At 65.2% G+C, this 18,206-nt stretch carries 16 protein-coding genes; 7 read left to right on the top strand and 9 right to left on the bottom strand.

Annotation, left to right across the window (positions count from 1 at the left end):
• Positions 1-267: 267 nt before the first annotated feature.
• Genes TZ03_RS23125 through TZ03_RS23115 form a run of 3 tightly spaced genes read right to left on the bottom strand, consistent with a single transcriptional unit; the run spans position 268 to position 3,282 of the window.
• Complete coding sequence (locus tag TZ03_RS23125) at positions 268-987, bottom strand: cobalt-precorrin-6A reductase (protein ID WP_051100677.1); 720 nt, start codon at positions 985-987, stop codon at positions 268-270.
• Positions 984-2,078, bottom strand: coding sequence for a cobalt-precorrin-5B (C(1))-methyltransferase (locus TZ03_RS23120; protein ID WP_051100676.1), 1,095 nt, complete (start codon positions 2,076-2,078; stop codon positions 984-986). Before TZ03_RS23120 ends, TZ03_RS23125 begins: the two co-directional genes overlap by 4 nt.
• Complete coding sequence (locus TZ03_RS23115; protein WP_051100675.1) at positions 2,071-3,282, bottom strand: bifunctional cobalt-precorrin-7 (C(5))-methyltransferase/cobalt-precorrin-6B (C(15))-methyltransferase; 1,212 nt, start codon at positions 3,280-3,282, stop codon at positions 2,071-2,073. The genes TZ03_RS23120 and TZ03_RS23115 overlap by 8 nt, the downstream gene beginning before the upstream one ends.
• A 243-nt stretch (positions 3,283-3,525) precedes the next feature.
• Between TZ03_RS23115 and cobG the strand changes: the two genes are divergently transcribed.
• The 7 genes from cobG (at position 3,526) to TZ03_RS23080 (ending at position 10,024) form a co-directional block, all read left to right on the top strand.
• On the top strand, positions 3,526-4,857 hold the full coding sequence (gene cobG, locus TZ03_RS23110; RefSeq protein WP_177328499.1) for a precorrin-3B synthase: 1,332 nt from the start codon (positions 3,526-3,528) through the stop codon (positions 4,855-4,857).
• On the top strand, positions 4,850-5,476 hold the full coding sequence (locus TZ03_RS23105) for a precorrin-8X methylmutase (protein WP_051100673.1): 627 nt from the start codon (positions 4,850-4,852) through the stop codon (positions 5,474-5,476). The genes cobG and TZ03_RS23105 overlap by 8 nt, the downstream gene beginning before the upstream one ends.
• Complete coding sequence (locus TZ03_RS23100; protein WP_051100672.1) at positions 5,473-6,207, top strand: precorrin-2 C(20)-methyltransferase; 735 nt, start codon at positions 5,473-5,475, stop codon at positions 6,205-6,207. The genes TZ03_RS23105 and TZ03_RS23100 overlap by 4 nt, the downstream gene beginning before the upstream one ends.
• Complete coding sequence (gene cobJ, locus TZ03_RS23095) at positions 6,195-7,892, top strand: precorrin-3B C(17)-methyltransferase (RefSeq protein ID WP_082056697.1); 1,698 nt, start codon at positions 6,195-6,197, stop codon at positions 7,890-7,892. Before TZ03_RS23100 ends, cobJ begins: the two co-directional genes overlap by 13 nt.
• Positions 7,893-7,985: 93 nt before the next feature.
• Complete coding sequence (locus TZ03_RS23090) at positions 7,986-8,657, top strand: hypothetical protein (RefSeq protein ID WP_051100670.1); 672 nt, start codon at positions 7,986-7,988, stop codon at positions 8,655-8,657.
• Positions 8,658-8,715: 58 nt separating this feature from the next.
• The gene (locus TZ03_RS23085; RefSeq protein ID WP_051100669.1) at positions 8,716-9,408 is read left to right on the top strand and encodes a hypothetical protein; all 693 of its coding nucleotides are present in this window, start codon (positions 8,716-8,718) and stop codon (positions 9,406-9,408) included.
• Entirely contained in the window at positions 9,401-10,024 is a 624-nt protein-coding gene (locus TZ03_RS23080; RefSeq protein WP_051100668.1) for a hypothetical protein, read from the top strand. Before TZ03_RS23085 ends, TZ03_RS23080 begins: the two co-directional genes overlap by 8 nt.
• Here TZ03_RS23080 and TZ03_RS23075 read toward each other — a convergent pair.
• From TZ03_RS23075 to dusB, 6 genes are all read right to left on the bottom strand, one after another.
• A complete protein-coding gene (locus TZ03_RS23075; protein ID WP_051100667.1) occupies positions 10,021-10,617 on the bottom strand; it encodes a MarC family protein in 597 nt (198 codons plus the stop codon). The two genes, TZ03_RS23080 and TZ03_RS23075, sit on opposite strands and share 4 nt — an antisense overlap.
• 164 nt (positions 10,618-10,781) lie before the next feature.
• Complete coding sequence (locus TZ03_RS23070) at positions 10,782-13,553, bottom strand: hybrid sensor histidine kinase/response regulator (protein ID WP_051100666.1); 2,772 nt, start codon at positions 13,551-13,553, stop codon at positions 10,782-10,784.
• 150 nt (positions 13,554-13,703) lie between these two features.
• A complete protein-coding gene (gene purD / locus TZ03_RS23065) occupies positions 13,704-14,999 on the bottom strand; it encodes a phosphoribosylamine--glycine ligase (RefSeq protein WP_051100665.1) in 1,296 nt (431 codons plus the stop codon).
• 145 nt (positions 15,000-15,144) lie between these two features.
• Entirely contained in the window at positions 15,145-16,752 is a 1,608-nt protein-coding gene (gene purH / locus TZ03_RS23060) for a bifunctional phosphoribosylaminoimidazolecarboxamide formyltransferase/IMP cyclohydrolase (protein WP_051100664.1), read from the bottom strand.
• Between the two features lie 81 nt (positions 16,753-16,833).
• Positions 16,834-17,154, bottom strand: coding sequence for a DNA-binding transcriptional regulator Fis (gene fis / locus TZ03_RS23055; protein WP_051100663.1), 321 nt, complete (start codon positions 17,152-17,154; stop codon positions 16,834-16,836).
• Positions 17,151-18,164: a tRNA dihydrouridine synthase DusB gene (gene dusB, locus TZ03_RS23050; RefSeq protein ID WP_051100662.1), complete on the bottom strand. Its 1,014-nt coding sequence runs from the start codon at positions 18,162-18,164 to the stop codon at positions 17,151-17,153. The genes fis and dusB overlap by 4 nt, the downstream gene beginning before the upstream one ends.
• Between the last annotated feature and the right edge of the window lie 42 nt (positions 18,165-18,206).

Raw genomic sequence — 18,206 nt, 5'->3', positions numbered from 1 at the left:
CGCTCGCTCCTACGTTTGTTTCGGGCCAATTATTCCTATGGGATTTGCGCGCGAACGCCTTGGTGCATGGCTCGATATCGCGTCGTACGAACAAGGCGGTCGCGCGCGCCTGTCACAGGCCACACTGGCCTGAAACAAACGTAGGAGCGAGCGCCAGCTCGCGATGCGCCGCGCGGGCGGCGCTTGATCTCACAGGCGCTGCATATCTTGTGGCAAACACTTGTCAGCCCTGATGCGGCCTCTGCGGCAGCCTTGTGAAAATTATTATTACAGGTCGAGCGCGGCCGCCAACTCAGGCATTGAGTCGAATGTCCGGTCCACCTCCGGCAAGGCCGGGCGCTTCAGGACCAGCACCGGTACCCCCAGCTCCCGCGCCACCTCCAGCTTGGGCTCGGTCGCCACACTGCCGCTGTTCTTGCTGATCAGCACATCGATCTGCCGGCGCTGGAACAACGCCCGCTCATCCTCGATATGGAATGGCCCGCGCGCGCCAATCACCTCGCAGCGCTCGTTGCCAGGGCAGGCCTCCAGCGCCCGCAAGGTCCAGAACTGCTCCGGCGGAATCTCGTCCAGATGTTGCAGCGGCTCGCGCCCCAGCGTGAACAGCGGCCTGCGAAACGGCTTGAGCGCCTCGATCAACCCGGCCCAGTCTTCGACCTCGCGCCAGTCGTCTCCCGCTTGGGCCTGCCAGGCCGGGCGACGCAAGGCCCAGCACGGGATGCCCGCACTGTGCGCGGCACTGGCGGCGTTGCGACTGATCTGCGCGGCATACGGGTGTGTCGCGTCGATCAGCAGAGTGATGCCCGCCTCACGCAGGTAACTGGCCAGGCCCTCGGCACCGCCAAAGCCGCCGACCCGCACCTGGCACTGCAGGTCCTGCGGTACACGGCCGATACCGGCCAGGCTGTAGACATGCTGCGGGCCGAGGCGACGGGCGATGGCCAGGGCTTCAGTAATGCCGCCTAGCAGCAAGATACGAGTAGTCATTGCACGCCTGCCTTGCCAACGATGCCGCCTTGGCGATCGATGGCGAACACTTCCACTTGTACCTGCGCCGGCACCACGCTGCGGGCGAAGGCCAGGGCGTGGGCGCACACCGCGTCACCCAGGGCGATGCCGGCCGCATGCGCCAGTGCCAGCGCCTGCTGGCTGGTGTTGGCGCCGATGATGGCGGCCTGCAGCGCTTGGTCAGCACCGATGTCCGCGGCCCAGCCGGCCAGTTGCGGCAGGTCGATGCTCGAGTGACGGCTGTGCAGGTCCATGTGCCCGGCGGCCAGTTTGCTGATCTTGCCGAAACCACCGCAGAGGGTCAGGCGCGGCACCGGTACCTTGCGCAGGTGCTTGAGCACCGCGCCGACGAAATCGCCCATCTCGATCAAGGCGATTTCCGGCAGGCCGTAGACCCTGCGCATGGTGTCCTCGCTGGCGTTGCCGGTGCACGCGGCGATATGGGTGTAGCCGTTGCTGTGGGCCACGTCGATGCCCTGGTGGATCGAGGCGATGTAGGCCGAGCAGGAAAACGGCCGCACGATGCCGCTGGTGCCGAGGATCGACAGCCCGCCGAGGATGCCCAGGCGCGGGTTCATGGTCTTGAGTGCCAGTTGTTCGCCGCCTTGCACATTGACCGTGACCTCGAAGCCGCCAGGGTAGCCGCAGTCGTCGGCCAAGCGTTGCAGGTGCTCGCTGATCATGCGCCGCGGCACCGGGTTGATGGCCGGTTCTCCCACCGCCAGCACCAGCCCCGGGCGGGTCACGGTGCCGACGCCAGTGCCGGCGACAAAACGGATGCCCGGTTCGGCCAGCAGGCGCACCTGGCTGTAGAGCAGGGCACCGTGGGTCACGTCCGGGTCGTCGCCAGCGTCCTTGAGTGTGCCGGCTTCGGCGCTGGCGCCGGTGTGGCGGCAGAACTCCAGGCGCATCGGCACCACCTTGCCCTTGGGCAGGGTGATGTTGACGGCATCGCTGCTTGTGCCAGTCAGCAGTAGACGTGCCGCCGCCAGGCTGGTGGCGGTGGCGCAGCTGCCGGTGGTCAGGCCGCTGCGCAGGGGCGCGGGTTGTTCACGGGTTTCTTCACGCATCGGCGGGTTTCACCACGTCCAGCAGGGTGATCGGCAGCGCCTGGCGCCAGGTGTCGAAGGCGCCCAAAGGCTGGGCATGGGCGACATGGATGCGGGTAAGCTCGCCGCCGTGGCGTTCGCGAAAGTGCGCCAGGGCCAGTTCGCTCTGCAGGGTCACCGCGTTGGCCACCAGCCGGCCGCCGGGGCGCAGGCGCGCCCAGCACAGGTCCAGCACACCTGCACGGGTCACACCGCCGCCGATGAAGATGGCATCGGGTCGTTCCAGGCCTTCCAGTGCCGCTGGCGCCTTGCCGCGGACCAGTTGCAGGCCGGGTACCCCCAGCGTATCGCGGTTGTGTTCGATGAAGCCTTGGCGGCCTTCGTCCGCCTCGATGGCCAGGGCGCGGCAGGCCGGGTGGGCGCGCATCCATTCGATGCCGATCGAGCCACAGCCCGCGCCCACGTCCCACAGCAATTCGCCGGGCTGTGGTGCCAGGCGCGCCAGGGTGATGGCGCGGACATCGCGCTTGGTCAGCTGGCCGTCGTGGCGGAAGGCGCTGTCCGGCAACCCGGCCAGCCGGTGCAGGCGTGGGGCGTCGGCCGTGGCCAGGCATTCGATGGCCACCAGGTTGAGCGCGGCGACTTCGCTGTGCGGCCAGTCCTGGGCGCTGCCGGCCAACTCTCGCTCCTGGTCGCCACCCAAGTGTTCGAATACCCGCAGGCGGCTTGGCCCGAAGCCACGCTCGCGCAGCAGTGCGGCAATCGCCGCCGGGCTGTCGCCATCGTTGCTCAGCACCAGCAGGCGTATGCCGCCGTGCAGGTGGGCATTGAGCGCCGCCAGCGGCCGGGCGACCAGCGACACCACCTGCACGTCCTGCAACGGCCAGCCCAGGCGCGCGGCGGCCAGGGCGCAGGAGGAGGGCATCGACAACACGCGCATCTCGCTGCTGGGCACCTGGCGCGCCAGGCTGGCACCGACGCCATAGAACATCGGGTCGCCGCTGGCCAGCACGCACACCGGCTCGCCGCGCAGGGCCAGCACTGGGGCCAGGGAGAACGGGCTTGGCCAGCCCAGCCGTGCGCCGGCCACGCAGCGGGGCAGCAAGGCCAGCTGGCGCGGGCTGCCGAAGATCTTCGCAGCGCCCAGCAGCGCGCGCCGGGCCTGTTTGCCCAGGCCAGTGAAGCCGTCTTCGCCGATGCCTACTACTGTCAGCCAGGGTGCCATGTGTTTCATTCCGCCATTTTTGGGGCCGCTGCGCGCCCCTTCGCGGGCTTGCCCGCTCCCACAGGTATATCGCAGCCATTGAGGACAGCGGTGATCCTGTGGGAGCGGGCATGCCCGCGAAGGAGGTGACGCGGTCCTGAATTCCTGCTCAATCGCTGAGCATGCTCGACCACCGGCTTTTCATGCCGCCGGACAAAGCAGGCATAATACCGCGCCTTCTACACTCAAGCGCATTTTCACAGATTGCCGGACGCCCCTTTGACGCAGGCCCATGCCCCCCACGTATCGCCCCGCCCCTCGGCCTGCCCGGGGTTGTGGCGCATCGTCAGCGCCCGTGATGGCGGTATCTGCCGCATCAAGCTGCCGGGCGGCCTGCTGCTGGCCGACCAGGCCGATGCGGTGGCGGCGGCGGCCGAGCGCTTCGCTGGCGGCGTGATCGAGGCCACCAACCGCGGCAACTTGCAGATTCGCGGCATTGGCAGCGAGCATCGTGGCCTGGTCGAGACACTGCTCGCAGCCGGCCTGGGCCCGCGCGATGCGGCCGGTGACGATGTGCGCAACCTGATGCTCAGCCCGCTGGCCGGGCATGACCCGGCAATGCTGCTGGACGCCCGGCCGTTGGCCGGGCAGATCCTCGACCTGCTGGAAGGCACCCCGCGCTTTCACCAGTTGTCGGCCAAGTTCGCCGTGCAGCTGGATGCCGGCGAACGCCTGGCGATGCTCGAACACCCCCATGACCTGTGGCTGTCGGCCGTGAGTCTGGAGCAGCAGACCTGGCTGGCGTTCGGCCTGGCAGGCTGCCCGGCAGACGGCCAGGTGCTTGGCGCGGTGCCGCTGGCGCAGGGCCTGGCGCTGGTGCGCGCGGTGTTGGAGCGCTTCCTTGACCTTGCAACCCCGACGCAGTCGCGCATGCGCCAGCTGCTCGAGGTGTGTTCGGCAAACGATTTTGTCGATGGGCTCGGCCTGGCCATCCGCCGCGATGCCGCCGTGCTCGAATGGCGACGTGAACAGCGTAGCGCCTCGTGGCTGGGCATTCTGCCCCAGGCGCATGGCCTGGCGCTTGGCGTTGCCCCCCCGCAGGGCCGCCTGACCCCGGCCATGTTGCGTGGCGCCGCGCGTATTGCCCGCGAGCTGGGCGATGCCAGCCTGCGCCTTAGCCCCTGGCAAAGCCTGGTGCTGACCAGCCTGCAAGCGCAGCGCATCGACCAGGCCAGGGCCGAATTATCCGCCCTGGGCCTGTTGTGCCACGACCATGAGCCGCTGGCGCGCATCAGCGCCTGTAGCGGTGCCAGCGGTTGCGCCAAGGCCCTCGGCGAGACCAAGGCCGATGCCGTCACCCTGGCCGCGTTGCTGGGCCCTGGTGTGCCCGGTAGCGTGCACTTGTCCGGTTGCCCCCGCTCCTGCGCCGTGGCCCATGTGGCCCCGGCCACCCTGCTGGCCCGCTCGCCAGGCCGTTATGACTTGTATCTGCGCGATGCGCGCCAGCCAGGCTTCGGCGCCCTGCGCGCCACCGACCTTACCTTGAATGAAGCAGGCGCCATGCTCGCCCTGCCGACGGAGCACCTTGATGATTGACTACATCCGCGATGGTCAGGAGATCTATCGCAATTCCTTCCGGATCATCCGCGAGGAAGCCCGGCTCGAGCGGTTCCCCGCAGACCTGGAAAAGCTCGCCGTGCGCGTGATCCACGCCTGTGGCATGGTCGACGCCATCGATGGCCTGCAGTTCTCCGAAGGCGCCGGCCGTGCCGGGCGCGAGGCGCTGGTCAATGGCGCGCCGATCCTGTGCGATGCGCACATGGTCGCCGAAGGCATCACCCGGGCGCGCCTGCCTGCGGACAACAAAGTCATCTGTACCCTGCGCGACCCGAGTGTGCCAGGCCTGGCGAAAGACGCCGGCAATACTCGCTCCGCCGTGGCCCTGGAGCTGTGGCGGCCATACCTGGAAGGCAGCGTGGTGGTGATCGGCAACGCCCCGACCGCGCTGTTCTACCTGCTGGAAATGCTCGATGCCGGCGCACCCAAGCCGGCGCTGATCCTCGGCTTCCCGGTTGGTTTCGTCGGCGCCGCCGAGTCCAAGGCGATGCTCGCTGCCGACAGCCGCGGTGTGCCGTTCGTGATCATGCAGGGCCGCCTGGGCGGTAGCGCGATGGCCGCCGCCGCGGTCAACGCCCTGGCCACGGAGGTGGAATGATGGCGCCGCGTGGACGACTGCTGGGCCTGGGCGTGGGCCCTGGCGACCCTGAACTGATCACCGTCAAGGCCCTGCGCCTGCTGCGCGAGGCAGCGGTGGTCGGCTACTTCGTGGCCAAGGGCAAGCGCGGCAATGCCTTCGGCATCATCGAGGCGCATCTGCAGCCCGAGCAGACCCTGCTGCCGCTGGTCTACCCGGTGACCACCGAAGCCCTGCCGGCGCCGCTGTCCTATGAGCAGGTGATCAGCGACTTCTACGACGAAGCCAGCGTGCAGGTGGCCGAGCACCTGGATGCCGGCCGCGATGTGGCGGTGATCTGCGAAGGCGACCCGTTCTTCTACGGCTCCTACATGTACCTGCATGACCGCCTGGCGCAGCGCTTCGATAGCGAAGTGATCCCTGGCGTCTGCTCGATGCTCGGTGGCGCCTCGGTGCTGGGCGCGCCGCTGGTGTACCGTAACCAGAGCCTGTCGGTGCTGTCTGGCGTGTTACCGGCCGATGAGCTCAAGCGCCGCCTGGCCGACGCCGATGCGGCGGTGATCATGAAGCTTGGGCGCAACTTCCCCAAAGTGCGCCAAGTGCTGGCGGAACTGGGCCTGGACCGGCGTGCGCTGTATGTGGAACGAGCGACCATGGCCAACCAGAAGATCGTCGCGCTGGACGAAGTCGACCCGCAATCGTCGCCGTACTTCTCGCTGATCATCGTGCCGGGTGAAAAATGGCAGGGCTGAACATGCACAAGGCACCGGCGATCGTCATTCTTGGCCCGGGCAGCCTGGCCACGGCGCAGCGCATCCAGCAATGTTACCCACAGGCGTCGATCCATGGCCTGGAAGGCCGGGTCGCAGGGGCTGACCGCTACTACACCTCGTTCGGCGATACCCTGCGCGGGCTGTACCAGCAGGACACGCCGATCATCGCCCTGTGCGCCGCGGGTATCGTCATCCGTAGCCTGGCCAGCCTGCTCGGCGACAAGGGCGTCGAGCCACCGGTACTGGCCGTGGCCGAGGATGGCAGCGCGGTGGTGCCCTTGCTCGGTGGCCTGGGCGGGGTGAACGTGATGGCGCGGGAAATCGCTGAAGCGCTGGGTGTCGCTGCGGCGATCACCACCAGTGGCGAACTGCGTTTCGGTACCTGCCTGCTGAACCCGCCGCAGGGTTATGCCCTGGCGGATATCGAGCAGGGCAAGCGCTTTGTCTCCGATCTGCTGGCCGGCGAGACGGTGCGCATCGAAGGTGACGCGCCGTGGCTGCAACAGGCGCAGTTACCCGCCAGTGAAGCGGCCCTGCGCACCATTCATGTCGGGCCCCAGGCGCGCCCGGCCAGCCGCGACGAACTGCTGATCCACCCGCGTTCGGTGGTAGTGGCTGTTGCAGGCGGCAACCTGGACAGTGTGCGTGCTGCATTGCAGCAGGCCGGCATCGCCGAGCCTTCGCTGGCCTGCGTGCTGGCCGGCGAGCAGGCCATGGCCGATAGTGCCCTGCACGAGGCGGCGCAGGCCCTGGGTGTCGCCTTGCGCTTCGCCGCCAAGCCGCACGATGTGGCCAGCATGGTGGCTGCGGCATTGCCCGATGCGCAACTGATCGAGCAGGCAGACGTGGTCATCGCGGTGGCGTCGTCGCCAGTCGAGGTGGCGCAGGTCGGCCGCCGCCGCGGCCGCCTGGCAGTCATCGGCCTGGGCCCGGGCGCTGCCGAACTGATGGTGCCAGCGGTCAAGGCCGAGCTGGCGCGGGCCGAGGACGTGCTCGGCTACGAAACCTACGTGCGCATGGCTGGCCCGTTCCGTGGCGATCAGGTGCTGCACTGCACCGACAACCGTGAAGAGATGCAGCGCGCCCGGCATGCCTTCGAACTGGCGGCCCAGGGCCGTTCGGTGGTGGTGGTGTCGTCGGGCGACCCAGGCGTGTTCGCCATGGCGGCTGCGGTGCTCGAGGCGTTGCACGAGTCCAGCGACCCGGCCTGGCATCGGGTCGACCTCGAGATTCTGCCGGGGGTGTCGGCCTCGCTGGCGACGGCCGCGCAGGCGGGGGCGCCGCTGGGGCATGACTTCTGCGTGATGTCGCTGTCGGACAACCTCAAGCCCTGGTCGATCATCGAAAAGCGCCTGGACCTGGCAGCCCAGGCCGACCTGGTGCTGGCCTTCTACAACCCGATCTCCAAGGCCCGACCGCACCAGCTTGGGGTGGCCCTGGACGTCGTGCGCCGGCATCGCGCGGGGAACACGCCTGTAGTCCTTGGCCGTGACATCGGTAGGCCGGGGCAGACGCTGAAGGTAGTCACATTGGCCGAGCTGCTGCCAGAAATGGTCGACATGCGCACCATGGTGTTGGTGGGCTCCTCTACAACCTGCGTGTTTCCTCGCCTATCGGGCGGGGTGTGGGCCTATACGCCGCGTTGGTACCCTTCGGCCACCTGATTGCTCCGGAAATCCTTCAGCGCGCTGTATCGCGAGCGTGCTGGCTAGGGTGGTTGCCCCTGATGCAAGGGGCAACCATTAAGGAGTTTCCAAATGTCCGATAAAACCGCAAACGACGCCGCCATTCTGGTAGAGGGCAACCTGCTGGCCTGCGGCGCAGGCATGTCTGCGCAAAGCCGTCACGATGTGAAGAATGCCTTCCACTTTGCCACGTTAGTGGCCGACAAAGCCTTCGATGCCGAAAAGCAGAGCCGGGAGTGGTACGACAAATTCGTCGATGTCATGCGTGATCTTGGCTTTACCGTTCCAAGGCGCAGTTTTGAGCTGGAAACCTCGGCAGAACTGTCTGTCACCGTAGGCGCTGTCGCGATCCGCGCGATCGGCGTGGCCGGTAACGCGATGTTGGGGGGGACCAAGCTGGGCGATCTGGCGAAGATGGCTTTCGACAAACTGACCACCGTCGAAAACGACGCCAAGGTGCTCGATCACAAACGCAAGAACAAGGCCCGGGGCATGGTCGGCATGGCCGCCTGCATCGAAACCGACAACCACGATGTGGTCATGGTGGTGAGCTGCATCCAGGCGTCTGCCCCGCAACTGGATGACGACGTACTGGGCATCCAGTGGAAGCTGGACAAGACCCACTACTACGCCGGTACGGCAATACTCACGCTCAACAACTTCGTCTACGACAAAGTCCGCGAAACCGTGGAAAACAAACTCGGCGTGCGCAGTGTCGAGAACGTTCTCCAATACGACATCTGATTGCCGGGCGGCGTGTCGCAGCGCCGCCTTGTTCGGTTCTTTGTGATGAGGCAAGACGATGGATAGAGCAGTCGAGCAACTGATGTTGATTGGCGGAACGGCATTGCTGTATGCCCCGGGTGCGGTCGAAGAACAACGGCAGGCCGCCTTCGATTCAATACTCTACGCACAGTTGGTGGCCAACAGGAACGCAGGGCCACGCTTTGACGATTATGACGGCTGGTACACCGCCTATCGGAATGCCTACCGCCAACTGGGGTGGGTCAAGCTGGCCAGCACGCATGACCTGAAACAGTTGGGGCAACCCGTGCGCAGCGCGCAGATACAGCCACTTGAGGCATGGCTGAAGATGCGCTCGATTCGCCATGAAGCCGTGCTGGCGGCAGTGAAGGCGGGCCTGGATCGTTCAGCTGAAGGTTTCCGCCGCCTGCAGACGTTCAGCGTGCATGAGCAGGCGCAGCGTTCAAAGGTGGTGATCGAACTCGGCATCCTCAAGCCGGGGCCGGTATTGGACCTTTGCAGCATCTCGCTGCAAATCGACAAGCCGCTTTCGCAGATATCCCTGGAAACCTTGCTGCACGAGCAGGTGCTTCAAGGGGAAGCGGAATTCAATGCGGTCTCTCTGGCGCTGGATAACGGGCGCTTCCAGCGCCAACGTGATGAACTGCAGGCGTTGATGAAAACCAAGGATGCCCAGGGGGATTACCGATTCGACCCTTACGCGCCGTCGACAGGAGCAAACCATGAGTGACGCCACATCTGCCGTGATCGGCGCGGGGATTGCCTCGTTCTTGCCGGGTATTCCGGCTACGCAGAAAAACAACGTGAAACTGGCTTTGGCGATGGCCGAGCGAGCCACCGAGACGGTGTACCGGGAAGGGGCGATCGAGGACTGGTTCGCCTACTACCGCAACCAGCTCAAATTCATGGGTTGGGATGCCGTTTCTGCCGAGCAGATTCATTGGCCTGACGGGCGCCGCGCCAAGCAAGCTGACCAGGTGCTGGAAACCATCGCTGCAACCGCTGGCGATCACTTTGCCTCGGCAATCAACATCTCCATGCAGAAACTGTTGGCCAAACCGTCGGTTCTGCAGGAGCTCGAGCGGCGCGCCTATGAGCGGCAGCATTTCCAGCTGCTGCCCTGCGCGCCAGCGGGGGCAGGGCGGGTCGACATGGTGCTGTATCACGAAATAGACACTCGCTCGGCGTTCAGGGCAGGCTTCATCAGCCACACGCGCAGCCACCGGAATGTGCGAGCGGAGCTGGTACGCTTCAACGTTCTGGCGTTCGAACAGAGCTTTTTGCCCAAAGTGCAGACGCGAGTCATCGAGGCCTCGTTGCAGCGAATCATGGATTACGCCACTTAAGTTGCCAGGTAGCCCTTGATGCCGGTGAAGATGATTTGTGCGGCCAGGGCACAGACGAACAGCCCCATCAGCCGACTGACGATCTGCAGGCCCTGGTCGCCGAGGATCCGCTCGATACCGTGTGACAGATACAACACCAGGCCGACAGTGAAGCTGGCCAGCGCGATGCTGACGATGGCCAGCAACTTGTCATCCCAATGCGGCTGGCCCACGCCCATCACCAGGAGGGCACCGATGGTGCCAGGGCCGACGGTCAGCGGAATGGTCAGTGGCACGATGGTCACGTCTTGCTGCACGTTGTCGGCCTGCACTGCCGGCTTGCCCTGGGCCATACCCAAGGCCGAAATGAACAGCACACTGCCGGCACCGATGCGGAAGGCGTCGGCAGTGATGCCGAAAATGCCGAAGATCGCCCGCCCGAACAGGTACAGCAGGACGCTGGCAACCAGTGCGGCAAAGGCAACCTTCCAGGCCAGTTGCTTGCGCTCCTTGCTGGAGTGGCCGCGAGTCAGGCTGATGAAGCACGACAGCACGAAGAACGGGCTGTAGAGCACGAGCATTTTCAAGTAGACGCTGAACAACTCATGGAGCATGAGCGCTGGGTCCTCGAAGATTCCAAAAGGTGCGCGATCACTGTGGGAGCGGGCATGCCCGCGAACACCGGCAGAGCCGGTGCCATGCGGCGAGGTGGCTTCTTCGCGGGCACGCCCGCTCCCACAGGGGCGGTAGAGACTTTGTAAGTCGTGTCCACTGCAGTCTAGGACGTATGCGCCGGGTCCACCTTGGCTTCCCGCTGATTGGCCCAGTACTGGATCAACTCGCGCAACTGCGACAACTCCACAGGCTTGGCCATGTGCCCGTCCATACCCGCCAGCCGGGCGCGTTCCTTGTGTTCGGCAAGAATGTGCGCGGTCAGCGCCACCACCGGGGTGCGCTGGCGCTGGTTGGCGGCTTCCCAGGCCCGCAGTTGCTGGGTGGCCGAAAAACCGTCCAGTATCGGCATCTCGCAGTCCATCAGCACCAGGTCGTAGCGTTGCGCCTTCATTGCCTGCAAGGCCTCTTCGCCATTGCTGGCGGTGTCGGGTTCCAGGTTGAGCTTGCCGAGCATGCCGCGGATCACCTTGGTCGAGATGCTGTTGTCCTCGGCGACCAGCACGCGGAAATCACCGGGCAGGTCCAGCGCTTGCGGGGTGCCGGGCAGGCTGGCAGGCAGCGCCTGCTCGCGGCCGCGCTGGGCCAGCTCCTCGGCCAGGGTGGTCTTCAGTGTGTAGCCGGCCACCGGCTTGGCGAGTATCCGCTTGACCCCGGCATTGCGCGCGATGACCTTGCTCGGCGCGTTGCTGATGCCGGTGAGCATCACCACCAGGATGTCGTGGTTCAGGCTTGGGTCTTCCTTGATCTTGGCCGCCAGCTGCATACCGGTCATGCCGGGCATGTTCTGGTCCAGCAGCACGGCGTCGAAGTAGTCGCGCAGGTGGGCCTTGGTGCGCAGCAGGGCCAGGGCTTCCTTGCCCGACGGCACCGCGCTGACGTTCATGCCCCAGGCACTGCACTGTTGGACCAGTACCTTGCGGCAGGTGTCGTTGTCGTCCACCACCAGCACGCGGGCATCGCGCAGCGGGCCGTCGAGATCGGCCGGTGGCTGTTCCAGACGCGAAGGGTCCAGCGGCAGGGTAAGCCACAGGGTGTTGCCCATGCCGGTGCTGCTCTTGATGCCGAATTCGCCTTGCATCAGGCCGATCAGTTGCTTGGCGATGACCAACCCGAGGTGGCCACCCAGCTTGTTGCTGGAAAGGAAGTGGTGGCTGTGCAGCTCGGCCTGCAGCAAGGCTTCGCGGTCGGCGGCAGGCAACGGTTCGCCGCTGTCCTGCACGGCGATGCGCAGGCGCGGTACCTCGCCCCGCTGGTCCAGTGCCACCACCAGCAGGATCTCGCCATGGTCGGTGTTTTTCAGGGCGTTTTCCAGCAGGCTCGACAAGGCCTGACGCAGGCGCGTGGGGTCGCCGCTGATCACCCGCGGTACTTGCGGCTGGGTGAAACTGATCAACTCGATGTTCTGCTGCTCGGCCTTGGCGCGGAAGATGTTCAGGCAATCCTCGATCAGTGCGTTGAGGTCGAACTGCACGTCATCCAGTTCGATCTGCCGGGATTCGAGCTTGGAAATGTCGAGAATTTCGTTGATCAGCGTGAGCAACTCGTTGCCGGCGCTGTGTATGGTCTGCACATAGTCACGCTGCTTCACCGACAGCGGCGTGCCCAGCAGCAGCTCGGTCATGCCCAGCACACCGTTCATGGGGGTGCGGATTTCGTGGCTGATCTTGGCCAGGAACTCGGCCTTGGCGTTGATTTCGGCATCGCTGGCGGCCAGGGCGCGGCTGGCGCTGAAGCGCTCCTCGCTCATGCGCCGCAGGCGTTCGCTGACCGCCAGGTTGAGCAGCAGGCCGCTGGTCACGGCCAGCCCCAGGAGGATGCACAGCAGCCACGGCGTCGTGGTGCGGGTCAGGCCCAGCAGGGCCGGCAGCAGCACCAGGCCTCCCAGGTTGAACACCAGCATGGCCAGGCTGAACAGGCGCGCGGGCCCATAGCCCTTGTACCAGTGGTAGCTGCTGACCAGCAGCATGCTCACGCTACCCAGGGCCATCAGGGCGTAGGTCATCAGGTTGAGGGGCAGGGTGTCGACGAACAACAGCACCAGCCCGCTGACCCCGACCACCAGCATTTCACCCTGTAGCAGGCGGTTCAGGCGTGGCGAGTTGCACGGCGAGAAGAAATGCTGGGTGAAATGCAGCCCGGCCAGGCCGGCCATTACCAGCGTCAGGTAGGCGGCGGGTGTTTGCGCGCTATGCCACACATGCCACCAGGGGCCGCTGAGGTTCAGCAAAATCAGGCCGCTGAGCAACATCAGGCCGTGGTACAGGGCCAGGATCAGGGTGGTGCTGGAGCGGCTGTAGAGGAAGCGGATCAGGTTGTGCAGGATCAGCATCACCAAGCCGCCGAACAGCATGCCGAACAGCAGCGGCTGGCTTTGGTCGGAGGCGGCCACGGCGGCCGGCTCCAGGCTGATGGCCGGGCGCAGCTGGTGCTCGGAGACCAGGCGCAGGTAGATGTCCAGTGCTTGCTTGCTGTTGGGCAGGGGCAGTATATGGTCGCTGCCACGCAGGGTCGGGCTGGCATTGCCGGGCTGGCGCCCGTGGTGCAGCTGACGCAGAAGCTTGTCGCCCTCGAGGGCGTAGAGGTCCAGGCCAGACAGGTCTGGGGCGAATACCCGCAGCAGTTGTTCCTGGTCGCCTGGTTCCAGGCGGTAGTGCAGCCACAAGGCTTGTTCCGCAGGGGCGGCATCCAGGTCGGCGAGGAGCAGTGGGCTGAACTGGTTGTGGTAACGCTCCGAGCGCACGTCGCTCAGTTGCAGGTTGGCCTGTTCGTCGAGCAGTATGGTCCAGCCTCCGTCATGTGCGGCCGCAGCCGGGAACATGCAGAGCAAGGTCAGCAAGCTGACGATCAGAGCTGAGGCAATCCGAAGCCGACGCACTACGAAATCCCTTCTTGGCCGAGGTGCCAGGTACTAACTATGCGCGGCGCGCCAAGTCGAAGGCAAGGCCCAGGCCAGGCCCTGCCGACAAGCCGGGTGCCGTGCGCCGGGCTTTTGGCAACCCTGGGCGACACGGCGTACCGCTGATGCTTACTGTTGGTGCTCACCGCGCTCGCGGGCAATTGCCCGGTAGCCGATGTCGGTGCGGTAGAAGCTACCGTCCCATTTCACTTGCTCGGCCAGGCGGTAGGCCTGCTGCTGAGCGGCTTCGACGGTATTGCCCAGGGCCGTGGCGCAGAGCACACGACCACCGGCGGTGACCACCTGGCCGTCTTTCAGTGCGGTGCCGGCATGGAAGACCTTGCCTTCCAGCTTGGCGGCCGCGTCCAGGCCGCTGATCGCGGCGCCCTTGGCGTAGTCGCCTGGGTAACCGCCGGCAGCCAGCACCACGCCCAGGCTCGGGCGCGGGTCCCACTGCGCTTCGACCTTGTCCAGCGCCTTGGCGAATGCGGCCTCGACCAGCAGCACCAGGCTCGACTCCAGGCGCAGCATGACTGGCTGGGTCTCAGGGTCGCCGAAGCGGCAGTTGAACTCGATGACCTTGGGGTTGCCCGCCTTGTCGATCATCAGGCCGGCGTAGAGGAAGCCGGTGTAGACGTTGCCTTCCTCGGCCATGCCGCGCACGGTTGGCCAGATGACCTGGTCCATCACACGTTGGTGCACCTCGGCGGTTACTACCGGGGCAGGGGAGTAGGCACCCATGCCGCCGGTGTTCGGGCCGGTATCCTGGTCGCCGACACGCTTGTGGTCCTGGCTGGTGGCCATGGGCAGCACGTTGTGGCCGTCGACCATGACGATGAAGCTGGCTTCCTCGCCGTCGAGGAACTCTTCGATCACCACGCGCGAACCGGCGTCGCCGAAGGCGTTGCCGGCCAGCATGTCACGCACGGCGGCTTCGGCTTCTGCGAGGGTCATGGCGACGATCACGCCCTTGCCCGCTGCCAGGCCGTCGGCCTTGATCACGATCGGCGCGCCTTTCTCTTGCAGGTAGGCCAGCGCTGGTTCGATCTCGGTGAAGTTCTGGTAGTCGGCGGTCGGGATCTTGTGACGCGCCAGGAAGTCCTTGGTGAACGCCTTGGAGCCTTCCAGCTGGGCCGCGCCCTTGGTTGGGCCGAAGCAGTCCAGGCCACGGCTGCGGAACAGATCGACCACGCCGATGACCAGCGGGGCTTCCGGGCCGACGATGGTCAGGTCGACGTTTTTCTCGGCGAAGTCGGCCAATTGCTCAAGGGCGCAGACGTCAATGGCGACGTTCTCGCACTTGGCTTCAATGGCGGTGCCGGCGTTGCCCGGGGCAACGAAGACTTTCTCGACGCGTGGGTCCTGGGCGACTTTCCAGGCCAGGGCGTGTTCACGGCCGCCGCTGCCGATGATCAAAACTTTCATGTCAAAACCTCGATTCATGCGATCCCGAGGCAGGCGTCGAACTCTGTGGGAGCGGGCGTGCCCGCGAATGCGACGGTGCATGCACCATCGTATTCGCGGGCATGCCCGCTCCCACAGGATCGCCGCTTGCCCGGGATCCGCGTAGTTAGTGGCGGAAGTGGCGCATACCGGTGAAGACCATGGCGATGCCGGCTTCGTCAGCGGCGGCAATCACTTCGGCATCACGCATCGAACCACCCGGCTGGATCACGGCGCTGATACCTACTTTAGCGGCGTTGTCGATGCCATCACGGAACGGGAAGAACGCATCCGACGCCATGACCGCGCCCTGCACCTGCAGGCCAGCATGCTCGGCCTTGATTGCAGCAATGCGTGCGGAGTTGACGCGGCTCATCTGGCCGGCGCCGACGCCGATGGTCTGGCGCTGCTTGGCGTAGACAATGGCGTTGGACTTGACGAACTTGGCCACTTTCCAGGCGAACACCAGGTCGTGGATTTCCTGCTCGGTCGGAGCACGCTTGGTAACGATCTTCAGGTCATCGGCAGTGATCATGCCGATATCGCGGCTCTGCACCAGCAGGCCACCGTTGACGCGCTTGAAGTCCCAACCGGCAGCGCGCTCGGCAGGCCACTCGCCGCATTCCAGCAGGCGTACGTTCTGCTTGGCGGCAACCACATCGCGGGCGGCCTGGGAAATTTTCGGGGCAATGATCACTTCGACGAACTGACGCTCGACGATGGCCTTGGCGGTTTCGCCGTCCAGTTCGCGGTTGAAGGCGATGATGCCGCCGAACGCCGACTCGGTGTCGGTGGCGTAGGCCAGGTCGTAGGCCTTGCGGATGCCGCCTTCGTCTTCAGGCACTACCGCCACGCCGCAAGGGTTGGCGTGCTTGACGATGACGCAAGCCGGCTTGACGAAGCTCTTCACGCACTCCAGCGCGGCGTCGGTGTCGGCCACGTTGTTGAACGACAGCTCCTTGCCCTGCAGCTGGATGGCGGTGGAAACACTGGCTTCGCCTTTCCTGGCTTCTACATAGAACGCCGCGCTCTGGTGCGGGTTTTCGCCGTAGCGCATTTCCTGGGCCTTGACGAACTGGCTGTTGAAGGTGCGCGGGAATTCGCTGCGGCCTTCGGTGCTCAGGGTCTCTTTGGCCTGGTCGATGGTGCCCATGTAGTTGGCGATCATGCCGTCGTAGGCGGCGGTATGCTCGAACGCCTTGAGCATCAGGTCGAAGCGCTGGGCGTAGGTCAGGCCGCCGGCCTTGAGGCCTTCGACGATGCCGGCGTAGTCGCTGGCGTTGACCACGATGGCTACGTCCTTGTGGTTCTTGGCAGCCGAACGGACCATGGTCGGGCCGCCGATGTCGATGTTCTCGATGGCAGTCGGCAGGTCACAGCCAGGCTTGGAAATGGTGGCTTCGAACGGGTACAGGTTGACTGCAACCAGGTCGATCGGCTTGATGCCGTGCTCGTTCATGATGGCGTCGTCGGTGCCGCGACGGCCGAGGATGCCGCCGTGGATCTTCGGGTGCAGGGTCTTGACCCGGCCATCCATCATTTCGGCGAAGCCGGTGTAGTCGGCCACTTCCACCGCGTTCACGCCGTTGTCCTTGAGCAGCTTGTAGGTGCCGCCGGTCGACAGGATCTCGACACCGAGCTGCTGCAGCTCACGGGCGAATTCGAGGATACCGGTCTTGTCGGAGACGCTGATCAGGGCGCGGCGGACTGGCAGGCGGGTAGTCTGGTCGGTCATTTCGGGTTCCAATAACGCGGTGGAGTCAGCAAAAAAGGCGCCTCTGTTCAGGGAGCCGCCTTTTCTGGTTGGGATTCTGGCTTACAGCAAGTCGTACTGCTTGAGCTTCTTGCGCAGGGTGCCTCGGTTCAGCCCGAGCATCTCGCTGGCTTTGGTCTGGTTGCCCTTCACGTAGTTCATCACGCTTTCGAGCAGGGGTGCCTCGACTTCGGAGAGCACCAGGTTGTACACGTCCGTCACGGCCGCGCCTTCCAGGTGGGCGAAGTAGTTGTGCAGCGCCTTCTCGACGCTGTCGCGAAGGGTCTGGCCCTCTTCGCTCGGCGTGTTGAGGTGCTGTTTCAGGTTGGCGTTGTCGCTCACGGGCGTTGTTCCACTCACAAAATTCTCGGTCATCATCGTCATGCGGCCACCCCTTGTCCGTCCTCTGTCTCAAGGCTCTGTCGACGTTCGCTGAAAAACGCGCGAACGTTGGCGCACTGCGCTTGTGTGTCTTCCAAAGCGTTGAACCGGGAGCGAAACTCCTTGCCGCCGGGTCGTGTTGCCAGGTACCAGCCAACGTGCTTGCGGGCGATACGTACGCCCATCACATCGCCATAGAAGGCATGCAGCGCGGCCAGGTGTTCCAGCAGGATGCGTTCCACTTCGTCCAGCTGCGGCGCTGGCAGGTGTTCGCCAGTACGCAGGTAATGCTCGATCTCGCGAAAGATCCATGGCCGCCCCTGGGCGGCCCGGCCGATCAACAGGCCATCGACCCCAGTGGCGTCCAGCACCGCCCGGGCCTTTTCTGGCGAGGTGATATCGCCGTTGGCAAAAACCGGGATCGACACCGCCTGCTTGATGGCAGCGATGGTGTCGTATTCGGCTTCGCCGGTGTAGAGGTCGGCGCGTGTGCGGCCATGCACCGCCAGCGCCTGGATGCCGGCCTGTTCGGCGATCTTCGCCACGTTCAGGCCGTTCTTGTTCGCCCGATCCCAACCGGTGCGGATCTTCAGGGTCACCGGGACATCCACGGCGCCGACCACGGCGTGGAGGATCTCGCTGACCAAGGCTTCATCTCTCAATAAAGCAGAGCCTGCGGCTTTGTTGCAGACTTTTTTTGCCGGGCAGCCCATGTTGATATCGATGATCTGGGCACCCGCTGCGACGTTGGCCTGCGCCGCCGCTGCCATCATCTGCGCATCACCGCCGGCGATCTGCACCGAGCGTGGCTCGGGATCACCTTCATGGATGCGGCGCAGGCTCGACTTGCGGCTGTTCCACAGGCTCATGTCGCTGGAGACCATTTCCGACACCACCATGCCTGCGCCCAAGCGCTGGCAAAGTGTACGGAAAGGCTGGTCCGTGACCCCAGCCATGGGCGCGAGGATCAGGTTGTTGCGTAGTGTATATGGGCCGATGCGTACCGCCGACATAGGTGATCCCTGTTGTGGGGCCGAATCTTGAAGTCCGAAAAA

The organism is Pseudomonas sp. 10-1B (assembly GCF_000935045.1).
Taxonomy (GTDB): domain Bacteria; phylum Pseudomonadota; class Gammaproteobacteria; order Pseudomonadales; family Pseudomonadaceae; genus Aquipseudomonas.
This window is presented reverse-complemented; position numbering and strand designations above follow the sequence as displayed.

What these genes read in the sequence shown, in the direction of transcription:
- TZ03_RS23125 (WP_051100677.1), bottom strand. Translation starts at nt 987, where the DNA reads ATGACTACTCGTATCTTGCTGCTAGGCGGCATTACTGAAGCCCTGGCC.
- TZ03_RS23120 (WP_051100676.1), bottom strand. Translation starts at nt 2,078, where the DNA reads ATGCGTGAAGAAACCCGTGAACAACCCGCGCCCCTGCGCAGCGGCCTG.
- TZ03_RS23115 (WP_051100675.1), bottom strand. Translation starts at nt 3,282, where the DNA reads ATGGCACCCTGGCTGACAGTAGTAGGCATCGGCGAAGACGGCTTCACT.
- TZ03_RS23105 (WP_051100673.1), top strand. Translation starts at nt 4,850, where the DNA reads ATGATTGACTACATCCGCGATGGTCAGGAGATCTATCGCAATTCCTTC.
- TZ03_RS23100 (WP_051100672.1), top strand. Translation starts at nt 5,473, where the DNA reads ATGATGGCGCCGCGTGGACGACTGCTGGGCCTGGGCGTGGGCCCTGGC.
- cobJ (WP_082056697.1), top strand. Translation starts at nt 6,195, where the DNA reads ATGGCAGGGCTGAACATGCACAAGGCACCGGCGATCGTCATTCTTGGC.
- TZ03_RS23090 (WP_051100670.1), top strand. Translation starts at nt 7,986, where the DNA reads ATGTCCGATAAAACCGCAAACGACGCCGCCATTCTGGTAGAGGGCAAC.
- TZ03_RS23085 (WP_051100669.1), top strand. Translation starts at nt 8,716, where the DNA reads ATGGATAGAGCAGTCGAGCAACTGATGTTGATTGGCGGAACGGCATTG.
- TZ03_RS23080 (WP_051100668.1), top strand. Translation starts at nt 9,401, where the DNA reads ATGAGTGACGCCACATCTGCCGTGATCGGCGCGGGGATTGCCTCGTTC.
- TZ03_RS23075 (WP_051100667.1), bottom strand. Translation starts at nt 10,617, where the DNA reads ATGCTCCATGAGTTGTTCAGCGTCTACTTGAAAATGCTCGTGCTCTAC.
- purD (WP_051100665.1), bottom strand. Translation starts at nt 14,999, where the DNA reads ATGAAAGTTTTGATCATCGGCAGCGGCGGCCGTGAACACGCCCTGGCC.
- purH (WP_051100664.1), bottom strand. Translation starts at nt 16,752, where the DNA reads ATGACCGACCAGACTACCCGCCTGCCAGTCCGCCGCGCCCTGATCAGC.
- fis (WP_051100663.1), bottom strand. Translation starts at nt 17,154, where the DNA reads ATGACGATGATGACCGAGAATTTTGTGAGTGGAACAACGCCCGTGAGC.
- dusB (WP_051100662.1), bottom strand. Translation starts at nt 18,164, where the DNA reads ATGTCGGCGGTACGCATCGGCCCATATACACTACGCAACAACCTGATC.